Raw genomic sequence first — 17,766 nt, 5'->3', positions numbered from 1 at the left:
CGGGCTCGGCATCGCCCTCAGGAGGCGACGTCGAGGACCACGCGGAAGCGCGCCTTGCCGGAGAGCATCCGCTCGTAGGCGTCCATCGCCTGCTCGAACGGCATGGTCTCGACGGCGGGTCGAATGCCCTGCGCAAGGACGAAGGCGAGGTTGTCCTCGTTCTGGATGGACGAACCGGTCAGGCTGCCGGTTATGGTGTGCGTGCCGAAGATCAGGCCGGCCGTGGACACCGTGATCGGGTCGGCGGCGGCGCCGACCACGACCAGCCTCCCACCCGGGGCCAGGCCGTCGACCAGGGGACCCATGGAGGCACCGCTGGCAGCGGTGGCGACGATGAGCGCCGCGCCGCCGAGGTCACGCAGGGCCGCGGCCGGGTCCTGAGCGGTGCTGTCGATGTACTCGTGGGCACCCAGCTCACGCGCCGGCTTCTCCTTGTCGCTCCCGCGCGCGATCGCGACGACGCGGTGGCCGAGACTACGGGCGTACTGCAGGGCCAGGTGGCCCAGTCCGCCGATCCCCTGGACGGCCACCAGAGAACCGGCACGGGTGGATTCCTGCTGGAGGGCGGTGAACGTGGTCAGGCCGGCGCACAGCAGCGGCGCGGCCTCGACGGCGGTCAGACCGTCGGGTATGCGGACGAGTCCGCTGGACCGCGCGTAGACCACCTCCGCGTAGCCGCCGTCGTGGGTGGTGCCGGTCTGCTGCTGGTTGAGGCAGTTGACGAAGTCACCACGCCGGCACTGTTCGCACTCCCAGCACTGGCCGCCGAGGTACCCGACCCCGACCCGGTCTCCCGGCTGCCAGGCGGTGACGCCCGGACCCACCGCGTCGATCACCCCGACGATCTCATGACCGGGCACGACCGGCTCGGAGGGGTCGGGGCGCAGGCCCTCCACGGCGAATACGTCGGTGTGGCAGACGCCGCATGCCTGCACCCTCAGCCGGACGTGACCGGGTGCGGGCTCCACCAGCTCGCGCTCCACCAGCCGCAGTTGGTGGACGCCGGTGGCCTCGAAGGCTCGATACGTGGACATGCTGACTCTCCTGGATCGGTTGCCGGCCCCCTGGGCCGAACAGTGGATGTGGTGCCGGCCCGGTACCGCCGGCGCGGCGCGCTCAGCGCAGGACGACGCCGAAGACCATGTGGAAGAAGCTGTCGAAGGGAGCGGAGGTCTTGTCGGCGCGGGCGACGAGGAGCGTGCCCTCCCAAGCGCTGAGGACGAACCGCGCCGCCTCGTCCACGTCGAGGCCGGCGTCGAGTTCGCCCGCTTCCCGGGCTTCGGCCAGCACTTGGCCGATCAGGCCTGCCCACTGGTCGAAACTCTGCCTGACCGCGGCCCTGATCGTGGCGTTGTGATCGGCGACCTCGGCCCCGAAGTTGCCGACGAGACAGCCGCGCGCGAAACCGCTGTCGAACATCATCCGCCCCAGGAACTCGAAGTGAGCCCGCAGCCGGTCCAGGGCGGGCCGCCCCGGCGTGACGAGGATGTCGAACCGCAGGCCGTCGGCGTAGCGGCTCAGCGCCTCCAGCGCGCTCTCCTCCTTGCTGGAGAAGTGGTTGTAGAACGACCCCTTCGGGGCACCGGCGGCAGCGGTGATGTCGTTGATGCCGGTGGCGTGGAAGCCGCGCGAATGGAACTGCTCGAGAGCTGCCTGCGCGATCTGTTCGCGCTTGGAGGCCCGGGCCATGGGATGTCACCTCGGTTCTACTGGTGAAATCAATATGACCAGTCTACTTAAAATCGTCAAGCGCCCCGGCCCGGCAGCACCTTCCGTCAGCCGGGCAACCCCTCGCACTTCTGCGCCCGCGTGGCCGCACGGCCGCCGTCATTGAGCACGAACTCCACATCCGCGATGTCGACGGCCGCGCCACCGCCGTCCACAAATGCGACATCCAGGGGCTGCAGGGTCGTACGGCTGCGCCGCAGGGCGCTCGGCCCGCCCACGGGCGGGCGATGCCGGTCCCCCCACTGCTGAAGCGCGCCGAGCACCAGCCTCAGATCACGCCCCGCCTGGGTGAGGTGGTAGTCGAAACGGGCCCGTCGACCCGGCTCCTGATAGGTGCGGCGCTCCATGACGCCCGCGTCCACCAGCGACCCGAGGCGCTGCGTGAGCAGATCGGTGGCGATGCCGAGGGCGTCACGGAAGTCACTGAACCGGGTCGCACCCGCGAAGGCCTCGCGAACGACGAGCAGGGTCCAGCGGTCGCCGAGGAGAGCCAGACTCCGCTCGATCGAGCAGACGGGCTGGTCCGGCGTGACATCGGGTCGTTTCGCTCTGGCCATGCACCCAACCTACATGACTTGGAAAATCCAATCCATGTGCTAACTTGGATTAGCCAATACAGCTGGGTGGGACACACCCCGCCCCCACATCGAAGAGGCGACCCATGCGCATCGAAGGACAAACGGCTCTGATCACGGGTGCCAACCGCGGCATCGGCGCGGCCCTGGGCCGAGCCCTGCTCGACCGGGGGGCGGCGAAGGTCTACGCGGCGGTGCGCCGGCCGGAGACCGTGACCGATCCGCGGCTCACACCGCTCCTCATGGATGTCACGGACCCGCGGACCATCGCCGCGGCGGCCGAGTCGGCCCAGGACGTCACCATCGTGATCAACAACGCCGGCCAGGGCGGCGGTACGCGTCTCCTGGAGGGGGATCTCGACGCGGCTCGCACGACCATGGAGGTCAACTACTTCGGCACCTGGTCGGTGTCCCGCGCGTTCGCTCCGATCCTCGCGGCGGGCGGTGGCGGGGCGCTGGTGAACGTGCTCTCAGCAGCCTCCTGGTGGGCCTTGGAGGCGTCACCCGGCTACTCGGCCTCCAAGGCCGCGCAGTGGTCGCTGACCAACGCGCTCCGCGAGGGTCTGCGCAAGCAGGGGACACTGGTGGTGGGCGTGCACTGCGGCTTCGTCGACACCGACCTCAGCGCTGCGGTCGACGCCCCCAAGATCGGGGCGGACGTGGTGGCCGAGCACACGATGCGTGCACTGGAGAGCGACGCGGACGAAGTACTCGTCGACGAGTTCACCAGGCGGACTCGTGCGGCGCTCTCCGGCGGGATCGCGGGACTGCACGAGATAGCTTTCTGACCGGCCCCGTCGGCCCGGCCACCCGGAGTCGGGCAACGCCCTCGGGCCGTACCGGATGCACGTCAGGCCGGGGACCCCGATGCTGGAGGGAGAAACACCGGCAAGGAGGGCACGATGTCCGTGATGGACAAGCTCAAGCGGATGCTGACGGGCCACGGGGAACGCGTGGGCGAGAGCCACGACCAGGCTGGTCGTCCCGCCGGCGAGAACACCCAGGGCAGGCCCGCCGGCGGGGTCGACAAGGGCCCGGACGCGCTCCGGCAGCAGATGCGGTCCCCGCAGGACCGGGACAACCCGCCCCAGCCGTGACGCGGCAACGGTGAACTGACGCGGTTTCACGCCGCGCCCCCGCTCGGTGAGCGCACGCGGCGACGCTCTAACGTGAGCCGCGTGACTGCCTTTACCGATGAAGACGTCCCCGGCCGCTACGGGCCCGCCGCGACCACCGAGGCCGACCCCCGTCAGGTCGGGCGTGTGCGCACCGAGTACTCCCCCGCACACGACGGCGACCCCGACCCCGGGGAGATCGTCTGGACGTGGGTGCCCTTCGAGGAGAACGACGGGCGCGGCAAGGACCGTCCCGTGCTCGTGGTCGCCCGTGAGGCGGCGGGCACGCTCCTCGCTGTGCAACTGTCCAGCAAGCGCCACGCCGGCGACCAGGAGTGGGTACCGATCGGCAGTGGGCCCTGGGACCGCTCCGGGCGCGACTCATGGGTGGACGTCGACCGCGTCCTGCGACTGCACGAGGCCGGGATGCGACGCGAGGCATGCGCCCTGGACCGGATGCGGTTCAACCTCGTCGTGCACCGGCTCCGGGAGCGATACCGCTGGAACTGAGGGACGAGGTCACGGGGCGCACACATTCGCAGGAGCGCGAGTGAACGCGCCCCGCGTCATCGCATCCGGCGTGCGGTCCAGCACGGCGAAGACGACCTCGCCGAAATCCTCTCGAACAGCAGGGGCGTCGCAACAAGGGCTGCGGCGCCCCTGCCCGCGTCTGCCGGACGCCTTGGCCTTCGCTCCGGACGCAGGGAAAGATCGCCGTCCCTGACGGCAGCTCAGTTCGCGGCCGCCCGCTCCCCAGCGGGCGCCTGCGCCACTCGCGCTCGGCGAGCGACGACGCCCGCCAGGCACCGTCGGCCTGAGAGAGATCGGCCGGGCGGCGGGCACCGTCGGCCGGCACAAGGAAGCTGGCCCCCGCGTGGCCCGCCTCTTTCCGGGACTGCGGGCCGACGCCTCGAAAGGCGCCCTCGCGGGGTGAGCCGAACGTACGCCTCCGTCGACCAAAACGGAAGCCCTCACTCCCCTTGACCCTCGACGTGCACAGACGCAACCTGAACCACCCACGCACCACGAGGGAGCACACCATGAGCCGGGCCACCGCCACTCACCGCGTCGTCGAGTACTGGACGGAGAGGGACACCCACGTGATCTTTCCCGTCGAACGAAGCGAAGAAGTCGACCAGATGACCGACGAGCAGGTGATCGCCAAGTACGGCAACCCTGAAGACGGGGCACTCGCACGCATCGCCCGGTAGGCAACGCCGACACCTCATCCCCCCCGGCAGGCGAGGAAACACTTGCGGCGGGACGATCCGGTGCGCGATATCGCGGGCCACGGCAGATGCGCTCGTCCGAGACCACCTGAGCGACGAAGTCACGGGACGCACACGTCCGCGAGGGCGTGAGCGAACGCGGCCCGCGTCGTCGCATCCGGCGTACGGTCCAGCACGGCGAAGACGACCTCGCCGAAGTACCCCTCGAACCGTCCCCCGACCAGCAGTTCGCGAAATGCCCCGGCCACCTGCGCCGGGTCGTTCCGGAACACCCCACAGCCCCACGCACCCAGCACCAAGCGCCGATAGCCGCAGGCCACCGCCGTCTCGAGGACCCGTTCCGCGCGTGCCGCAAGGGCACGGGGCAGCTCACCGGCGCGCTCCGGCGCCCTCCGCAGCACCACGCCGGCGTTCGGCGCCGCGGCGGTCAGGAAGCCTGCTGAGTACGGCTCGTCGAGCAGGCGGCCGCGGTCGTCGCGGAAGACGGGCACGCCGGGTGAATGGATGACGCGATCCGTGTAGAACGGGTCGCGATGCGCCCGGTGGTGGTCGTAGAACTCCTTCACCTCACGGAGGCACGAGTACAGCGCGGAGGACCGGCACAGGGCCTCCTCCTGGGCCTGCGCGCCGTTCAGGAAGCCGCCTCCCGGGTTGCGCGCGGAGGCGAAGTTCAGCACGGCCACCGAATCACCCGACCGGCCCACCAGGCGCCGGGCGGCTTCCAGGCTGCTCTCCCCGGTGACCTCGAACACCGTGGTGACCGGGGCGGCCTGCGGCGTCCGCACCGGGTCCGGTCCGAACATCCGAGTGCCGCTGCGTGCGGCGTCGACGGCCGCGGCGATGGTCACCGTACGTCCGCCGGACGTGCGGTAGGCCCCCGCGGCGACGATCGCCTCCGTCTGCTGCGCGATCCCCCGCAGGCGCGCGCTCACGGCGCCACCCCCGTGGGCGCCGTGAGCGCGTCGCACACGGCCTCTCCCGGCGGAGCGCCGGATTCCCCCGTCGTGCTCATGAACGCATCCTGAGCGATGCTGGTCATGAGCCGCAACAGAGTTTCCCGGCCTCGAGAACAACCGATTTCCCACCGAGGAACGGCGAGCAAGAAGTCGTAAAAGCGCCACTGGGTACCCTTGTGCGAAACCACGCGAGGGTCTTGGGTGGTGCGAGTGTTTGCCGACCCGGCCTACCGGGGCCGAGTTGGCGGCATGGTGGAATCTCAGGAGGATCCCGACATGTCCGATTCGGTGAGTGACTGTACGGAGCAGCGCTCCGCCGTCACCGACGCCGAGGTGGAGGCACTGGTCCGCGGCATCTGCTTCAAGACCGGACCGCCTCGCACGCTCGGTGTCGAAGTGGAATGGCTCGTCCACGAGCTGCGAGAACCGTGGCTCCCGGTACCACCCGAACGTCTCCGAAAGGCCTACGCCGCTCTGCGGTCCCTGCCCCTGCGTTCGGCCCTCACGGTCGAACCCGGTGGTCAGCTGGAGCTCAGTTCCGCTCCGGCCGCCTCCTTGATGGAGTGCATAGGGGCCGTCTCCGCCGACCTCGACGCGGTCCGCGCGCTGCTGCGCGAGATGGACATCGGCATCAGCGGCATCGGCCACGATCCCTGGAACCCTCCGCGTCGCTTGCTCCATGAGCCGCGTTACGACGCCATGGAGAACTACCTCGACCGCACGGGCCCCGAGGGCCGTTCCATGATGTGCTCGTCCGCCTCCGTCCAGGTGTGTCTGGACGCCGGCTACGAGGAGCCGGGCCCGCTCGGGCACGGTCGGCGCTGGTGGCTGGCGCACCAACTGGGCGCGGTGCTGCTCGCCGCGTTCGCGAACTCGCCCTTGTCCCGGGGCCGGCCCACGGGCTGGCGCTCAACACGGCAGTCCCTGTGGGCCGCCATGGAGCCGGGACGCAGCAGCGCTCCGCCCCTCAACGGCGACCCGCGTGTCTCCTGGGCCCGGCATGTGATGGACGCACCGGTGATGTGCGTCCGGGGCGAGACCGGCCCCTGGCGCGTGCCGACCGGCCTGAGCTTCCGGGACTGGACCCGGTCCGCCGACCCGCCGGACCGCAGCGATCTCGACTACCACCTCACGACCCTCTTCCCGCCGATACGGCCCCGCGGCCACCTCGAACTCCGCATGATCGACGCCCAGCCGGGCGACGACGGGTGGATCGTGCCGCTCGCCGTGACGACCGCGCTCTTCGACGACCCCCAGGCCGCCGAGACCGCCTACCGGACGGTGAAACCCCTCGCCGAGCGGGCGGGTTCGCGGCCGGCTCCGTGCAATCCGCTGTGGATCGCCGCCACCCGCGACGGTCTCACCGACCCCGAACTGCGCGAGGCCGCCGTCGCCTGTTTCGCGGCCGCGGCCGAGGCCCTGCCCCGGCTCGGCGCCGACGCCGACGTCCGGCGCGCCGTCGCGGAGTTCACCGAACGCTACGTGGCCCGGGGCCGCTGCCCCGCCGACGATCTGCTGCTCCAGTTCCACGGGATGGACACCCGTTCCGGCGGGCAGGACACCCGGTTCCACGGGAAGGACATCCACACATGACCGACGAGCGGTCACCGATAGACCCCGACCTGCTCCGGGAGCGCGCGCTGGACGCTCTCACCACGGCCCGCGACCGCACCGCGCTCCTGACCACCTGTGTCGATGAGCCCGACCTCTTGGCCCAGCACTCCCCGCTGATGTCCCCGCTGGTGTGGGACCTCGCGCACATCGGCAACCAGGAAGAGCTCTGGCTGCTGCGCACGGTCGCGGGGCGCGAGGCCATGCGGCCCGAGATCGACGGCATCTACGACGCCTTCGAACACCCCCGCGCCGAGCGGCCCTCGCTGCCGCTGCTCCCACCCGACGAGGCCCGCCGCTACGCCGCCGAGGTGCGCGGCAGGGCCTTGGACGTGCTGGAGAACACGCCGTTCGAGGGCCGGCGGCTGACGCAGGCGGGCTTCGCCTTCGGCATGATCGCCCAGCACGAACAGCAACACGACGAGACAATGCTGATCACCCACCAGCTCCGCAAGGGGCCCCAGGCGCTCACCGCCCCCGATCCCGAGCCGGTGCCGCCGTACACCGGGCCGTCCGAAGTCCTCGTTCCCGAAGGCCCGTTCACCATGGGCACCTCGACCGAGCCGTGGGCGCTGGACAACGAACGGCCCGCGCACGAGCGTCCGGTGCCCGCTTTCCACATCGATGCCGTCCCGGTGACGAACGCCGCCTACCAGGCCTTCATCGAGGACGGGGGCTACGGTGACGAGCGGTGGTGGACCCCACAGGGCTGGGCGCACATTCGCACCCACGGTCTCAAGGCCCCGCTGTACTGGCACCGGGATGGCGGGCAGTGGCTGCGGAGGCGCTTCGGTGTCACCGAGGTCGTACCGCCCGACGAGCCCGTCCTGCACGTGTGCTGGTACGAGGCGGACGCGTATGCGCGCTGGGCGGGACGCCGGCTGCCCACCGAGACCGAGTGGGAGAAGGCGGCCCGCCACGACCCGGAGAGCGGCCGCTCCCGGCGCTACCCCTGGGGCGACGCCGACCCGGCGCCGGAGCACGCCAACCTGGGCCAGCGGCACCTGCGCCCCGCGCCTGCCGGAAGCTACCCGGCGGGCGCATCCCCGCTCGGTGTACGGCAGTTGATCGGTGACGTGTGGGAGTGGACGGCGAGCGACTTCCTGCCGTACCCGGGATTCACCGCGTACCCGTACAAGGAGTACTCGGAGGTGTTCTTCGGGCCGGAGTACAAGGTGTTGCGGGGCGGTTCGTTCGCCGTGGACCCGGTGGTGTGCCGCGGCACATTCCGCAACTGGGACTATCCGATCCGGCGCCAGATCTTCTCCGGCTTCCGCACCGCCCGGGACGCGTGATGTGCCGTCATTTCGCCTATCTGGGACCCGAGGAGCCGCTCGGCCGGCTCCTCGTGGAGCCCCGGCACAGTCTGTACCGGCAGTCGTGGGAACCACGGAGGCAGCGGTACGGCACGGTCAACGCCGATGGATTCGGCGTCGGTTGGTACGCGCAGGCGGATCCGGTGCCGGCGCGGTACCGCCGGATGGGCCCCATCTGGGCCGACCCGTCCTTCGCCGATCTGGCGCGGGTCGTGCGCTCGGGCGCGGTCCTGGCCGCCGTGCGTGACGCGACCGAGGGGTGTGCCGCAGGAGAGGCCTCCGCGGCGCCGTTCGCCGCGGGCCGGTGGCTGTTCAGCCACAACGGCGCCGTGGCCGGATGGCCCCGCTCGGTCGCCGACCTCGCCCGGACCCTGCCGCCCGCCGAGCTGCTGTCACTGGAGGCGCGCACCGACTCGGCGATCGTCTGGGCGCTCGTGCTCAACCGGCTGCGGGCCGGTGACGAAGGGACACAGGCGCTGGCCGACACCGTGCTGGAGGTCGCCGCGGCGGCCCCCGGCTCCCGGCTCAACCTGCTGCTCACCGACGGCAGGACGATCACCGCGACCGCGTGGGGCGACACGCTGTGGTATTTCTCCGAGCCCGGCCGGCACATCGTCGTGGCCTCCGAACCGTACGACGACGACCCGCACTGGCACGAGGTGCCGGACCGCACGCTGCTCTCGGCCACGCCCACCGGCGTCCTGCTGACCCCTCTCAAGGACCTTCGCGACGACATGGCATCCTCCCCCACTCTCGGCTCCGCTCGAGCGGGGGCACCCCCATCACCCGAGGAGCCCAGCACGTGAGCCCGTTCCATCTCACCCGCACCCTTGCCGAGGACGCCACGGACGCGGCGCTGCGCGCCGACGTGCTGCGCGGCCTCGCCCTGCCCCAGGGTCCCGACCCCGCTCGGCCGGGAGGGACCCCCGCACTCAAGACGCTGCCGCCGAAGTGGTTCTACGACGCCCACGGCAGCGACCTCTTCGAGAAGATCACCGAGCTGCCCGAGTACTACCCGACGCGCGCCGAGCGGGAGATCCTCATCGCGCGTTCCGGGGAGATCGCGGCAGCGACCGGGGCGCGCACCCTGGTCGAGCTGGGCTCCGGCTCGTCCGAGAAGACCCGGTACCTGCTGGACGCGCTGAGCGGCCTGCGCACCTATGTGCCGGTCGATGTGAGCGAGAGCGCGCTCACCCAGGCGGGGCACGCGCTCATCGCCGAACGGCCGGGACTCGACGTCCACGCGCTCATCGCCGACTTCACCGCCGGCCTCACCCTGCCGGACACGCCGGGCCCGCGGCTCGTCGCGTTCCTCGGCGGCACGATCGGCAATCTGCTGCCCGCCGAGCGTGCGGAGTTCCTCACGTCCGTACGGTCCCTGCTGGCCCCCGGGGACGCGCTGCTGCTGGGTACCGACCTGGTCAAGGACGAGTCGGTACTGGTGGCGGCGTACGACGACAAGGCCGGTGTCACGGCCGAGTTCAACAAGAACGTGCTCACCGTCGTCAATCGCGAGCTGGGCGCCGACTTCGACCCGGACGCGTTCACCCATGTGGCCCTGTGGGACGCCAAGAACGAATGGATCGAGATGCGGCTGAGGGCGCACAGGGCACAGACCGTCAAGATTCCCGCGCTCGACCTCGCGGTCCACTTCGTGGAGGGCGAGGAACTGCGCACGGAGGTGTCGGCGAAGTTCCGCGAGGACGGTGTAGGTCGTGAACTGGCCGCGGCCGGGATGACGTTGACGCACTGGTGGACGGACGAGGAGGCGAGATTCGCACTGTCGCTGAGCACGGCGCACTGAGCGGCGTCACGGCCACCCGGTGAGGCCGGGGCCGACCGCGCGCCTTGCCGGGCGCGGTCGGCCGTCGGCGAGTATCCGGATGATGCTGCATGAGGCGACGTCTCGCGGTCCGCCGCACCATACGGCACCGTGGAGTGACGTGTGACACAGCCGTCACGCCGAGAGGAGCACCCGCATGACCGACCACACCTACCGGGTCACCGAGATCGTCGGCAGCTCGCCTGAGGGCGTCGACCAGGCGATCCGCAACGCCATCGCCCGTGCCTCGCAGACCCTGCGCAATCTGGACTGGTTCGAGGTCACGCAGGTCAGGGGCGCCATCGAGAACGGGCAGATCGAGCACTACCAGGTCGGCCTGAAGGTGGGCTTCCGACTGGACTAGGTGCGTAGCCAGGCCCTCTCAGGTCCGCCCCTCCCTCTCCTGCGCGTCCTTCAGCGCGGTGGAGGGTGTCGCCCAGCGGGCGTGCACGACCGTGAAGCCCGCCCGTTCCGCGTCCTGGCAGACCAGTTCGTCGTCGTCGACGAGCATGCGCATCTCCCGGCCTCGGGCCAGCTCGCGCAGGATCTCCAGCTTGGTGGAACGGGCGGGCCTGCGGTCGCCGTTGGCCCGCATGTACACCCGCCCCTCGGGCAGCCCCTGGGCGGCGAGCCAGTCGAGGGTGTCGCGCCGGCAGCGTGCGGGCCGCCCGGTCAGATAGACGACCTCGCACTCCTCGGCGGTCTCCAGCGCGAGAGCGACGCCCTCGGCCAGCGGCGGATCCTGCGGCGCGGCCGCGAAGAAGGCGTCCCAGTCACGCGGCCGGGCCTCGAGGAAGCGCTGCCGGTGTGCGGTGCCGGCAAGGGTGTTGTCCAGATCGAATACGGCGAGCGGCCTGCTGCTGTTCGTCACGCGACCACTCTAGGGAGGGCGTCGCGGAGGTGGTCGCCCCGCTGCGCCGGGCGGGATGTCAACCTGTTCCGCATCCTGGTCGGGTCCCTTGGGGTGGCGGTTTTCGGCGGGCTGTTCACCCAGGCCGTGCACGCGCGTGTGCCGGGCTCCGGGGCTCCGCACGAACAGCGCCGCACCCGTACATCGGCTCCATGAAGCGTCGGTCCGGGCGGCGCGCCCGCCTCCTGCGGCGGCGTGACGGGCCTGCCCTGGCCCGGGTGGCCGGGCATGATTCACCGCGTTCATCACCAGCTCACGAAAGATTCTCGTGCAGCGGTGGTATATGACCCAACCATGGCCAAACTTCACGTTGCGGACCGAGCCTCGGTGCCGCAGGGTCACGGTGTGGGCTCATCCGCGCCCACACCCGACGTCGAACGCGCCGGGGGCTCCCCCCGTCGCGTTCGTTTTCCCATCGGCAGACGGCTCCTGCCTGGCGCCTCGCCCGCCCTCGCCCTGTTCTTCTCCATCCGCCTCGCCGGTATCGGCGCGATCGCCCTGGCGAACCACCACCACGGCCACGCGCTGTTCAAGGGCCTGGCCACGTCGTGGGACTCCAGGTGGTATCTGCACATCGCCGAGCACGGCTACGGCACCCGCGCCCACGTCCTCGCCACCACCGGTGCCGTCCAGCGGGACTGGGCCTTCTTCCCCCTCTACCCGGGACTGATCCGCGCCGTCCACACCGTCCTCCCCGTCCCTTGGGACGCCGCCGCCCTGCTGGTCGCGTGGTGCGCCGCGGGCGTGGCCGCGTACGGCGTCTACGCCATCGGCCACCATGTGTACGGACGGGCGGTCGCGACTGCTCTCGTCGGCGTGTGGGCGGCCCTGCCGCACGCCGTCGTCCTCGACATCGCCTATACGGAGTCCCTGCTCACCGCGCTCGCCGCCTGGTCCCTGTACAGCGTGCTGACGGGCCGGTGGCTGTGGGCGGGGGCACTGGCGGCCCTTGCGGGCCTGTCCAGGCCCACCGGGTTCGCCGTGGCCGCGGCGGTCGGTGTCGTGGCGGTGCGGGAGGTCATCGGACGGCGTGGCCGCGTCCCGCCGGGGCTGTGGATCGGCGCCGCGCTCGCGCCGCTGGGCTGGGTGGGGTTCGTCCTGTGGGTCGGCCGCCACACGGGCGACCTGCTGGGCGGCTACTTCAAGGTGCAGCACGCCTGGGACTCCCGTTTCGACTTCGGCGCCGGTTCGCTGCACTTCCTCAAGGCGCTGCTGCTGTACGGAGGCCGGGTCGTCTACCCACTGGCGTTGGTGCTCGTCGTGGCGGCCGTCGTGCTGTTCTGCCTGCTGTGCTTCGACCGCGCCCCACTCCCGTTGATCGTCTACGCCGGCATGCTCGTCCTGATCACGCTCGGCGGCTCCGGCCCGTACGCGTCGAAACCGCGCTTCCTGCTGCCCGCGTTTCCGCTGCTGTTCCCGATCGCGCTCGCCTTCGCGCGCAGCTGGCGGGTCCGCCCGAAGCACGTCCTCCTGGTCGGTTCAGCACTCGCCGTGCTGTCCCTGGCCTATGGGACCTATCTTCTGACGGCCAGCCGCACGCCGTTGTGAGCGCGCGGTCGCCGGGGCCGTCCGTCAGGGCTTCACGGCGACCACGCCGAACTGCGGGACAGTGGCCGCGGAGTCGGTGTCGGCCCGCCACCGCGCACACGAGACGAGGCCCGGGGCAAGGATCTCCAGGCCGTCGAGGAAGGACGCGATCTCCGCGCGGGTGCGGGCGGTGATCGGCGGCGTCGCGTTGTCGTTCCAGAACCGCATCGCCTCGACATTGCCCTGCCCGCCGAGGTCGGCATCGGTGGTGGGGTGCGTGAGCACGAGGTAACTGCCCGACGGGACCGCCGACATGAGCGTACGCGTGATCTCCTGGGCCCGGTCGATGTCGAGGACGAAGTTGAGGATGCCGAGCATCATCACCGCGACGGGCCGCTCGAGGTCCAGGGTGGCCGCCGCGCCGCGCACAAGCGCCTCCGGGTGGTGGACGTCGGCATCGATGTAGTCGGTGGCCCCCTCGGGCGCACTGGTCAGCAGCGAACGCGCGTGGGCGAGCACGATGGGGTCGTTGTCGACATACACGATCCGGGATTCGGGCGCGATGCGCTGGGCTATCTCATGGGTGTTGTCGAACGTCGGCAGCCCGGTGCCGACGTCCAGGAACTGCCGTACCCCGCACTCACCGGCGAGGAACCCCACCGCACGCCCGAGGAACTCGCGGTCCGCGCGCGCCACGTCGCGGATCACCGGGAACATGGCGGCGACATGGTCGCCGACCTGCTGGTCGACCTCGTAGTTGTCCCGCCCGCCGATCCAGTAGTTCCACACCCGCGCGTTGTGGGCCACTCCGGTGTTCAGCCGGGGCGCAGCTCCCGACGGACGCTGGTGCTCGCTCACGTCTCTCTCCCCTTCTTCGCACACCGAGGAGCCGTCCCCGGTGTGCGTACGACCGCCGCCGATGGCCCGTCACTCGCCGCCATTGTGCCGTCTGTTGATCACGGCGTCCGCACCTTTCGCCGAACCGGCCGGCGACCTCGGAGCGGGCGTCGGCGAGAAGGCCGCGTCCCGGCTGACGACAGCGCTGCCTGACGTCGACGCGCTTACCGAGCCCGGGGAGGCACTCGGCTCAGCGTTTCGGGGCCCTGCTGATGTCGGCCAGTGCCGATTCGGGTTCCTATGTGGCGACCAGATCGCCCAGGCTGACGATGCCGACCGGGCAGCCGTCGCTCGCGACGACGGGCAGCCTGCGTACGGCGTACCGACTCATCAGCTCGGCGGCGTGGTCGGTGGTGTCGTCGGGCGTCAGCGTCACCACGGGGGGACGGGTGCACACGGAACCCACGGTGGTGGTGTGCGGATCGCGGTCCTCGGCGACGGTGCGGACCACGATGTCCCGGTCGGTGAGCATCCCGAACAGATCGCGGTCATAGCTCACCAGAACACCGCTGACGTCCTGGTCGCGCATCAGATGGGCCGCCCGGGCCACGGAAGTCATCGGTTCGACGGCGACCGCGCCATGGGACATCACGTCACGTATCCGCCTGGTCATGGGAACCTCCCGGAATCGTCTCGTCGGGGTGCCGTCCGGCCCTCGCCTCCCCCGGCCGCGCGGGGTCGGGAGCGGCTCGCCAGCCGCTCCAGCGGTGGACGGCGACCGCGATCACCGGCCCGTCCGGCGTGCTGTCCCGGTACTGGGGGTACTTTCGCGTCAGCAGCGCGAGGGCGGCGCGGTACTCGTCCCGGTCCCGTTCCGCGGGCGCGTCGGGGCGCACGGTGCGGGCGCCCCCGTCGGCCCGTACCCACCACAGCCGGTCCCAGTCCTCGTCGTATGCGTCCACCAGCAGGCACACGGCCGGATTGGCGGCTACGTTGCGCAGCCGCTTGAGTCGCTGGGAGCTCTTCGGCTTCCGGTCGACGGCCGTCACGATCCCGTCGCCGTGGGCGGCGAACACGACCGGTACGAGGTGGGGGCGCCCCTGCGGATCAGTCGTCGCCAGCCGCGCGACCCGGGCGCCGGCGAACCGCCGCCGTGCCTCGTCCTCTGCCATCCGCGGCACTGCGGGCCCTCCTCCCGGATCGATGACGTCGGCGGCGTACCTGTTCCCGGCCGGTGTCCTTGTCGGTAGCGACGGGTACCCGGTATCCGCCCCTTTACACCGTCTCGGCCTCAGTCGGGAGCGGCCGCCCGGAAACGCGGGTGTCCGGCTTGGCGGTCGGCCGACCGCCCTCCCGCCTCGCCCCTCCGAGCGGGACAGCCCGGCCAGCTCGACCAGCCTCCGCGTCGATCTCGAACCGGCCCGCGAGGAGATCCGCGAACTCCGCGCCGAACGCGACCAGTTCCAGCGCAACGCGCGCCACATCACCGACCCGGCGATCAGGTCCCTGCCGGTCATCGGCGCGGCAGATCAGTTCATCGACAGCGCGGACGTCCTCGGGCACTGCGAGATGACCCGCACCGTGACCCGGGCCCTGATCAACCGCAACCAGGCGCTCGCCCTTCAGCGGCCGACGCCTTGACGGTCGCGTGGAAGCACCGTGACACGACGGAAGTTGCATGCCGCCGGCGAAGCGCCGGACGGGGGGCGCGTCTGGTGCGCCTGGAGCGCCACGCTGACCAGACTCAGCAGCAGATCCACGTCGGCATCGCAGTCGAGGTGCACGGTCACCCATCGCGAACCGGGCACCATGCGGATGGCGGTCGACTCGGCGAGGTCCCCGGAGATGCGCTGGATGGCTCTGCTGGTGAGATGCAGGTCCGCCTCGTGGTCGGTGTGGAAGTGGACGATCTCGCTGTGCGACGAGCGGAGTGCCCGCCCGATACCGCAACTGGCCGGACCTGTGCTCAGGTCGGGCCAGGCGTCGAGTCTCTCGAGGGCGCGCTGGGCCGGAGTCATGCCCCCATCGTCGTCCCCTCACTGCATCGACACCAGAGGTTGAGGGGTCTGTAACTGGGACGTGAGGTTGACGGCGGGCCGGCGGACGGGCCACCCGGTCGGCAGGCAGCCGCGGCCGTCGCATCCTGGCTCACACGCTCAAACGGTACGGAAGCATGCACACCACCACGTCGGTGCGGGCCCGCAGAACGGTGGCGAGCAGCAGGCCACGCTGGTTCTGGAGGATCTCGTAGCGGCGGTGACGGGGTTCCACCTCGGGGATGAGGACGGCGATCTGCCGTCCGTCCTGGGCCACGCGTTGCACATAGTCGACGATCGGCTGGACCAGGGACCGGTGCGGGCTGTCGATGACGTCGAGGCGCACGCCCGGATTCCAGCGATCCCATGCTTCCTGCAGGGCGCGGGTCTTGTCCGGGTCCGCGTGGACGGCCACCGCGACCACCTCGTCGCCCAGAGCCAGGGCAGCGCTCACGGCGTGCCGGGCGAGCTTGCTGACCTCGCCGAGCGGAACGATCACCAGGCTCCCGGTCCACCGGTCCGGGGGATCCGGGATGCGGCCGAGTCCCAGCTCCTCCCCCACGGCCGTGTAGTAGCGCTCCACACGGGCGAACAGCAGCATCATCAGCGGGACCGCGATGACGACCACCCAGGCGCCCTCCAGGAACTTGGTGGTGAGGAGGATGACGCCGGCCAGCGTGGTCAGCAGTGCCCCGGTGCCGTTGATCAGGGCGCGGTGCAGCCATCTCTCGGGCCGCTGGGTCGCCCAGTGCCGTACGAGACCGATCTGGCTGAGGGTGAAGCCGATGAACACGCCGATCGCGAACAGCGGGATCAGCCGGTGGGTGTCGGCGTCGACGGCGATGAGCAGCACGGCGGCGAGCAGCGCCAGGGCCACCACCCCGTAGCGGTAGACCGGCCGTTCGGCCCGCAGCCCGAACAGGTGAGGCAGGCGGTGGTCGCGGGCGAGCAGACTCATGAGCACGGGCAGTCCGCCGAAACTGGTGTTCGCGGCGAGAAGCAGGACCAGGGTGACGATGAGATTGGTGGCGTAGTAGGCCCAACCGGTGCCGTACGCGCCGGCGGCGAGCTGGGCGAGGACGGTGACGTCCCCGCGCGGGGCGACGTGGTCGCGGCGGATGAGCACCGCGAGCCCGATGAGCATCAGCCCGAGCAGCGCGCCCAGCATGAGTTCCGTGCGCTGGGCGCGTCGGACCCGGGGGGTGCGGAAGGTCGGCACGGCGTTGGCGATGGCCTCCACGCCCGTCAGGGCCGAGCAGCCGGACGAGAACGCCTTCAGGATCAGCAAAAACCCCAGCGACTCGTGTGCCGGGAAGGACCGGGGGGTGCCGACGAGGGCCACCGGATGGGAGCGGATCAGGCCGAGGACGACGATGCCCAGGATGGCCACGATGAACAGCACGGTGGGCAGCATCAGCACGCGGGCGCTGTCGGTGACGCCGCGCAGATTCACAGCGGTGAGCAGCGCGAGCCCGATGAGACAGACGGCGAGCTTGTCGTCGGCGAGCCCCGGGAACGCGGACGCGAAGGCGTCGGCGCCCGCCGCAAGGCTGACGGCGACGGTGAGCACGTAGTCGACGACCAAACTCGCCGCCGCGAGCAGACTGGTGGTCCTGCCCAGGTCCTTCTTGGCGACGGCGTAGGCGCCTCCGCCATCCGGGTGTACCGCGATGACCTGGCCGTAGGACACCACGAGTGCCGCGAGCAGAAACGTGATCGCGAGTGTGATGGGCAGCGTGGCGGTCAACGCCCCGGTCCCCGCGACGACCAGGGCCAGCACGATGGCCTCGGGTCCGTACGCCACCGAGCTGAGCGCGTCCAGGGAGAGCGCGGCCAGGCCCTCCAGGCTTGTCAGATGGTGCTTCTCGCCCTCACCCGGACGCAAGGGGACTCTCGGTCTCAGCTCACGACGTGCCAGGCCATACGCCATCGGGACCTCACCACGGCCGGTCGGACGGATCCCAACAGTCTCCTCTGCGGCCTCTTCGGGCGCGTCCCGGCGGACGCGACCGGGCGAGCCAGTGGTGAGGAGCACTGGCCCGCCCGGGGTTCACGGGTCCTAGTGCGGCGACCGGAAAGGTTCACCGGCTCGCGACCCCCGGCA

At 70.9% G+C, this 17,766-nt stretch carries 20 protein-coding genes and 1 pseudogene; 11 read left to right on the top strand and 10 right to left on the bottom strand.

The genetic code is table 11. The annotated features are described in order from the left end of the window. Nucleotides 1-17: 17 nt before the first annotated feature. From VXC91_RS08600 to VXC91_RS08590, 3 genes are all read right to left on the bottom strand, one after another. Entirely contained in the window at nucleotides 18-1,034 is a 1,017-nt protein-coding gene (locus VXC91_RS08600) for an alcohol dehydrogenase (protein ID WP_329506346.1), read from the bottom strand. 82 nt (nucleotides 1,035-1,116) lie between these two features. Further along, complete coding sequence (locus tag VXC91_RS08595; RefSeq protein WP_329506345.1) at nucleotides 1,117-1,689, bottom strand: TetR/AcrR family transcriptional regulator; 573 nt, start codon at nucleotides 1,687-1,689, stop codon at nucleotides 1,117-1,119. A gap of 86 nt (nucleotides 1,690-1,775) precedes the next feature. Then, nucleotides 1,776-2,285 (bottom strand): winged helix-turn-helix transcriptional regulator, encoded by a 510-nt coding sequence (locus VXC91_RS08590; RefSeq protein WP_329506343.1) that lies wholly within the window; start codon nucleotides 2,283-2,285, stop codon nucleotides 1,776-1,778. Nucleotides 2,286-2,389: 104 nt separating this feature from the next. Here VXC91_RS08590 and VXC91_RS08585 point away from each other — a divergent pair, with 104 nt between their 5' ends. The 4 genes from VXC91_RS08585 to VXC91_RS08570 all read left to right on the top strand — a co-directional run bounded on the left by VXC91_RS08585 (nucleotide 2,390) and on the right by VXC91_RS08570 (nucleotide 4,629). Continuing rightward, the gene (locus VXC91_RS08585; protein ID WP_329506342.1) at nucleotides 2,390-3,091 is read left to right on the top strand and encodes an SDR family oxidoreductase; all 702 of its coding nucleotides are present in this window, start codon (nucleotides 2,390-2,392) and stop codon (nucleotides 3,089-3,091) included. A gap of 114 nt (nucleotides 3,092-3,205) precedes the next feature. Beyond that, on the top strand, nucleotides 3,206-3,400 hold the full coding sequence (locus tag VXC91_RS08580; protein ID WP_329506340.1) for an antitoxin: 195 nt from the start codon (nucleotides 3,206-3,208) through the stop codon (nucleotides 3,398-3,400). Between the two features lie 81 nt (nucleotides 3,401-3,481). Next, the gene (locus tag VXC91_RS08575) at nucleotides 3,482-3,928 is read left to right on the top strand and encodes a type II toxin-antitoxin system PemK/MazF family toxin (protein ID WP_329506338.1); all 447 of its coding nucleotides are present in this window, start codon (nucleotides 3,482-3,484) and stop codon (nucleotides 3,926-3,928) included. A gap of 530 nt (nucleotides 3,929-4,458) precedes the next feature. Beyond that, on the top strand, nucleotides 4,459-4,629 hold the full coding sequence (locus VXC91_RS08570) for a hypothetical protein (RefSeq protein WP_329506337.1): 171 nt from the start codon (nucleotides 4,459-4,461) through the stop codon (nucleotides 4,627-4,629). A gap of 119 nt (nucleotides 4,630-4,748) precedes the next feature. On the opposite strand, the gene VXC91_RS08565 is transcribed toward VXC91_RS08570, so the two are convergent. Further along, nucleotides 4,749-5,579: a TIGR02452 family protein gene (locus VXC91_RS08565; protein WP_329506335.1), complete on the bottom strand. Its 831-nt coding sequence runs from the start codon at nucleotides 5,577-5,579 to the stop codon at nucleotides 4,749-4,751. 300 nt (nucleotides 5,580-5,879) lie between these two features. On the opposite strand from VXC91_RS08565, the gene egtA reads away from it, so the two are divergent. The 5 genes from egtA to VXC91_RS08540 all read left to right on the top strand — a co-directional run bounded on the left by egtA (nucleotide 5,880) and on the right by VXC91_RS08540 (nucleotide 10,716). Continuing rightward, nucleotides 5,880-7,196, top strand: a complete 1,317-nt coding sequence (gene egtA / locus VXC91_RS08560) for an ergothioneine biosynthesis glutamate--cysteine ligase EgtA (protein ID WP_329506333.1) — start codon at nucleotides 5,880-5,882, stop codon at nucleotides 7,194-7,196. After that, nucleotides 7,193-8,509 carry an ergothioneine biosynthesis protein EgtB gene (gene egtB, locus VXC91_RS08555; RefSeq protein WP_329506332.1) on the top strand — a complete coding sequence of 439 codons (1,317 nt, stop codon included), beginning with the start codon at nucleotides 7,193-7,195 and terminating at the stop codon, nucleotides 8,507-8,509. The genes egtA and egtB overlap by 4 nt, the downstream gene beginning before the upstream one ends. After that, nucleotides 8,509-9,336 (top strand): ergothioneine biosynthesis protein EgtC, encoded by an 828-nt coding sequence (gene egtC / locus VXC91_RS08550; RefSeq protein ID WP_329506330.1) that lies wholly within the window; start codon nucleotides 8,509-8,511, stop codon nucleotides 9,334-9,336. Before egtB ends, egtC begins: the two co-directional genes overlap by 1 nt. Beyond that, on the top strand, nucleotides 9,333-10,334 hold the full coding sequence (gene egtD, locus VXC91_RS08545) for an L-histidine N(alpha)-methyltransferase (RefSeq protein WP_329506328.1): 1,002 nt from the start codon (nucleotides 9,333-9,335) through the stop codon (nucleotides 10,332-10,334). The genes egtC and egtD overlap by 4 nt, the downstream gene beginning before the upstream one ends. A 175-nt stretch (nucleotides 10,335-10,509) precedes the next feature. Beyond that, nucleotides 10,510-10,716 carry a dodecin gene (locus tag VXC91_RS08540; RefSeq protein ID WP_329506327.1) on the top strand — a complete coding sequence of 69 codons (207 nt, stop codon included), beginning with the start codon at nucleotides 10,510-10,512 and terminating at the stop codon, nucleotides 10,714-10,716. 18 nt (nucleotides 10,717-10,734) lie between these two features. On the opposite strand, the gene VXC91_RS08535 is transcribed toward VXC91_RS08540, so the two are convergent. Continuing rightward, entirely contained in the window at nucleotides 10,735-11,223 is a 489-nt protein-coding gene (locus tag VXC91_RS08535) for a phosphatase domain-containing protein (protein ID WP_329506326.1), read from the bottom strand. A 333-nt stretch (nucleotides 11,224-11,556) separates the two neighbouring features. On the opposite strand from VXC91_RS08535, the gene VXC91_RS08530 reads away from it, so the two are divergent. Continuing rightward, nucleotides 11,557-12,810, top strand: coding sequence for a hypothetical protein (locus tag VXC91_RS08530; RefSeq protein WP_329506325.1), 1,254 nt, complete (start codon nucleotides 11,557-11,559; stop codon nucleotides 12,808-12,810). Between the two features lie 24 nt (nucleotides 12,811-12,834). Here the strand turns inward: VXC91_RS08530 and VXC91_RS08525 are convergent, their stop codons facing one another. The 3 genes and pseudogenes from VXC91_RS08525 to VXC91_RS08515 all read right to left on the bottom strand — a co-directional run. Beyond that, nucleotides 12,835-13,647, bottom strand: coding sequence for an SAM-dependent methyltransferase (locus tag VXC91_RS08525; RefSeq protein WP_329506324.1), 813 nt, complete (start codon nucleotides 13,645-13,647; stop codon nucleotides 12,835-12,837). A 277-nt stretch (nucleotides 13,648-13,924) separates the two neighbouring features. After that, complete coding sequence (locus VXC91_RS08520; RefSeq protein WP_329506323.1) at nucleotides 13,925-14,299, bottom strand: CBS domain-containing protein; 375 nt, start codon at nucleotides 14,297-14,299, stop codon at nucleotides 13,925-13,927. Between the two features lie 70 nt (nucleotides 14,300-14,369). Next, nucleotides 14,370-14,807 (bottom strand): annotated as a pseudogene (locus VXC91_RS08515) (TIGR03668 family PPOX class F420-dependent oxidoreductase); the annotation flags it as partial. A 22-nt stretch (nucleotides 14,808-14,829) separates the two neighbouring features. Between VXC91_RS08515 and VXC91_RS08510 the strand changes: the two are divergent. Then, nucleotides 14,830-15,267: a hypothetical protein gene (locus tag VXC91_RS08510; RefSeq protein ID WP_329506321.1), complete on the top strand. Its 438-nt coding sequence runs from the start codon at nucleotides 14,830-14,832 to the stop codon at nucleotides 15,265-15,267. Here VXC91_RS08510 and VXC91_RS08505 read toward each other — a convergent pair. Further along, entirely contained in the window at nucleotides 15,249-15,644 is a 396-nt protein-coding gene (locus tag VXC91_RS08505; RefSeq protein WP_329506319.1) for a luciferase domain-containing protein, read from the bottom strand. The two genes, VXC91_RS08510 and VXC91_RS08505, sit on opposite strands and share 19 nt — an antisense overlap. 130 nt (nucleotides 15,645-15,774) lie before the next feature. Further along, entirely contained in the window at nucleotides 15,775-17,592 is a 1,818-nt protein-coding gene (locus VXC91_RS08500; protein ID WP_329506317.1) for an APC family permease, read from the bottom strand. Nucleotides 17,593-17,766: the final 174 nt, after the last annotated feature.

The sequence above is a fragment of the Streptomyces chiangmaiensis genome, from assembly GCF_036281785.1.
Classification (GTDB): domain Bacteria; phylum Actinomycetota; class Actinomycetes; order Streptomycetales; family Streptomycetaceae; genus Streptomyces; species Streptomyces chiangmaiensis.
This window is presented reverse-complemented; position numbering and strand designations above follow the sequence as displayed.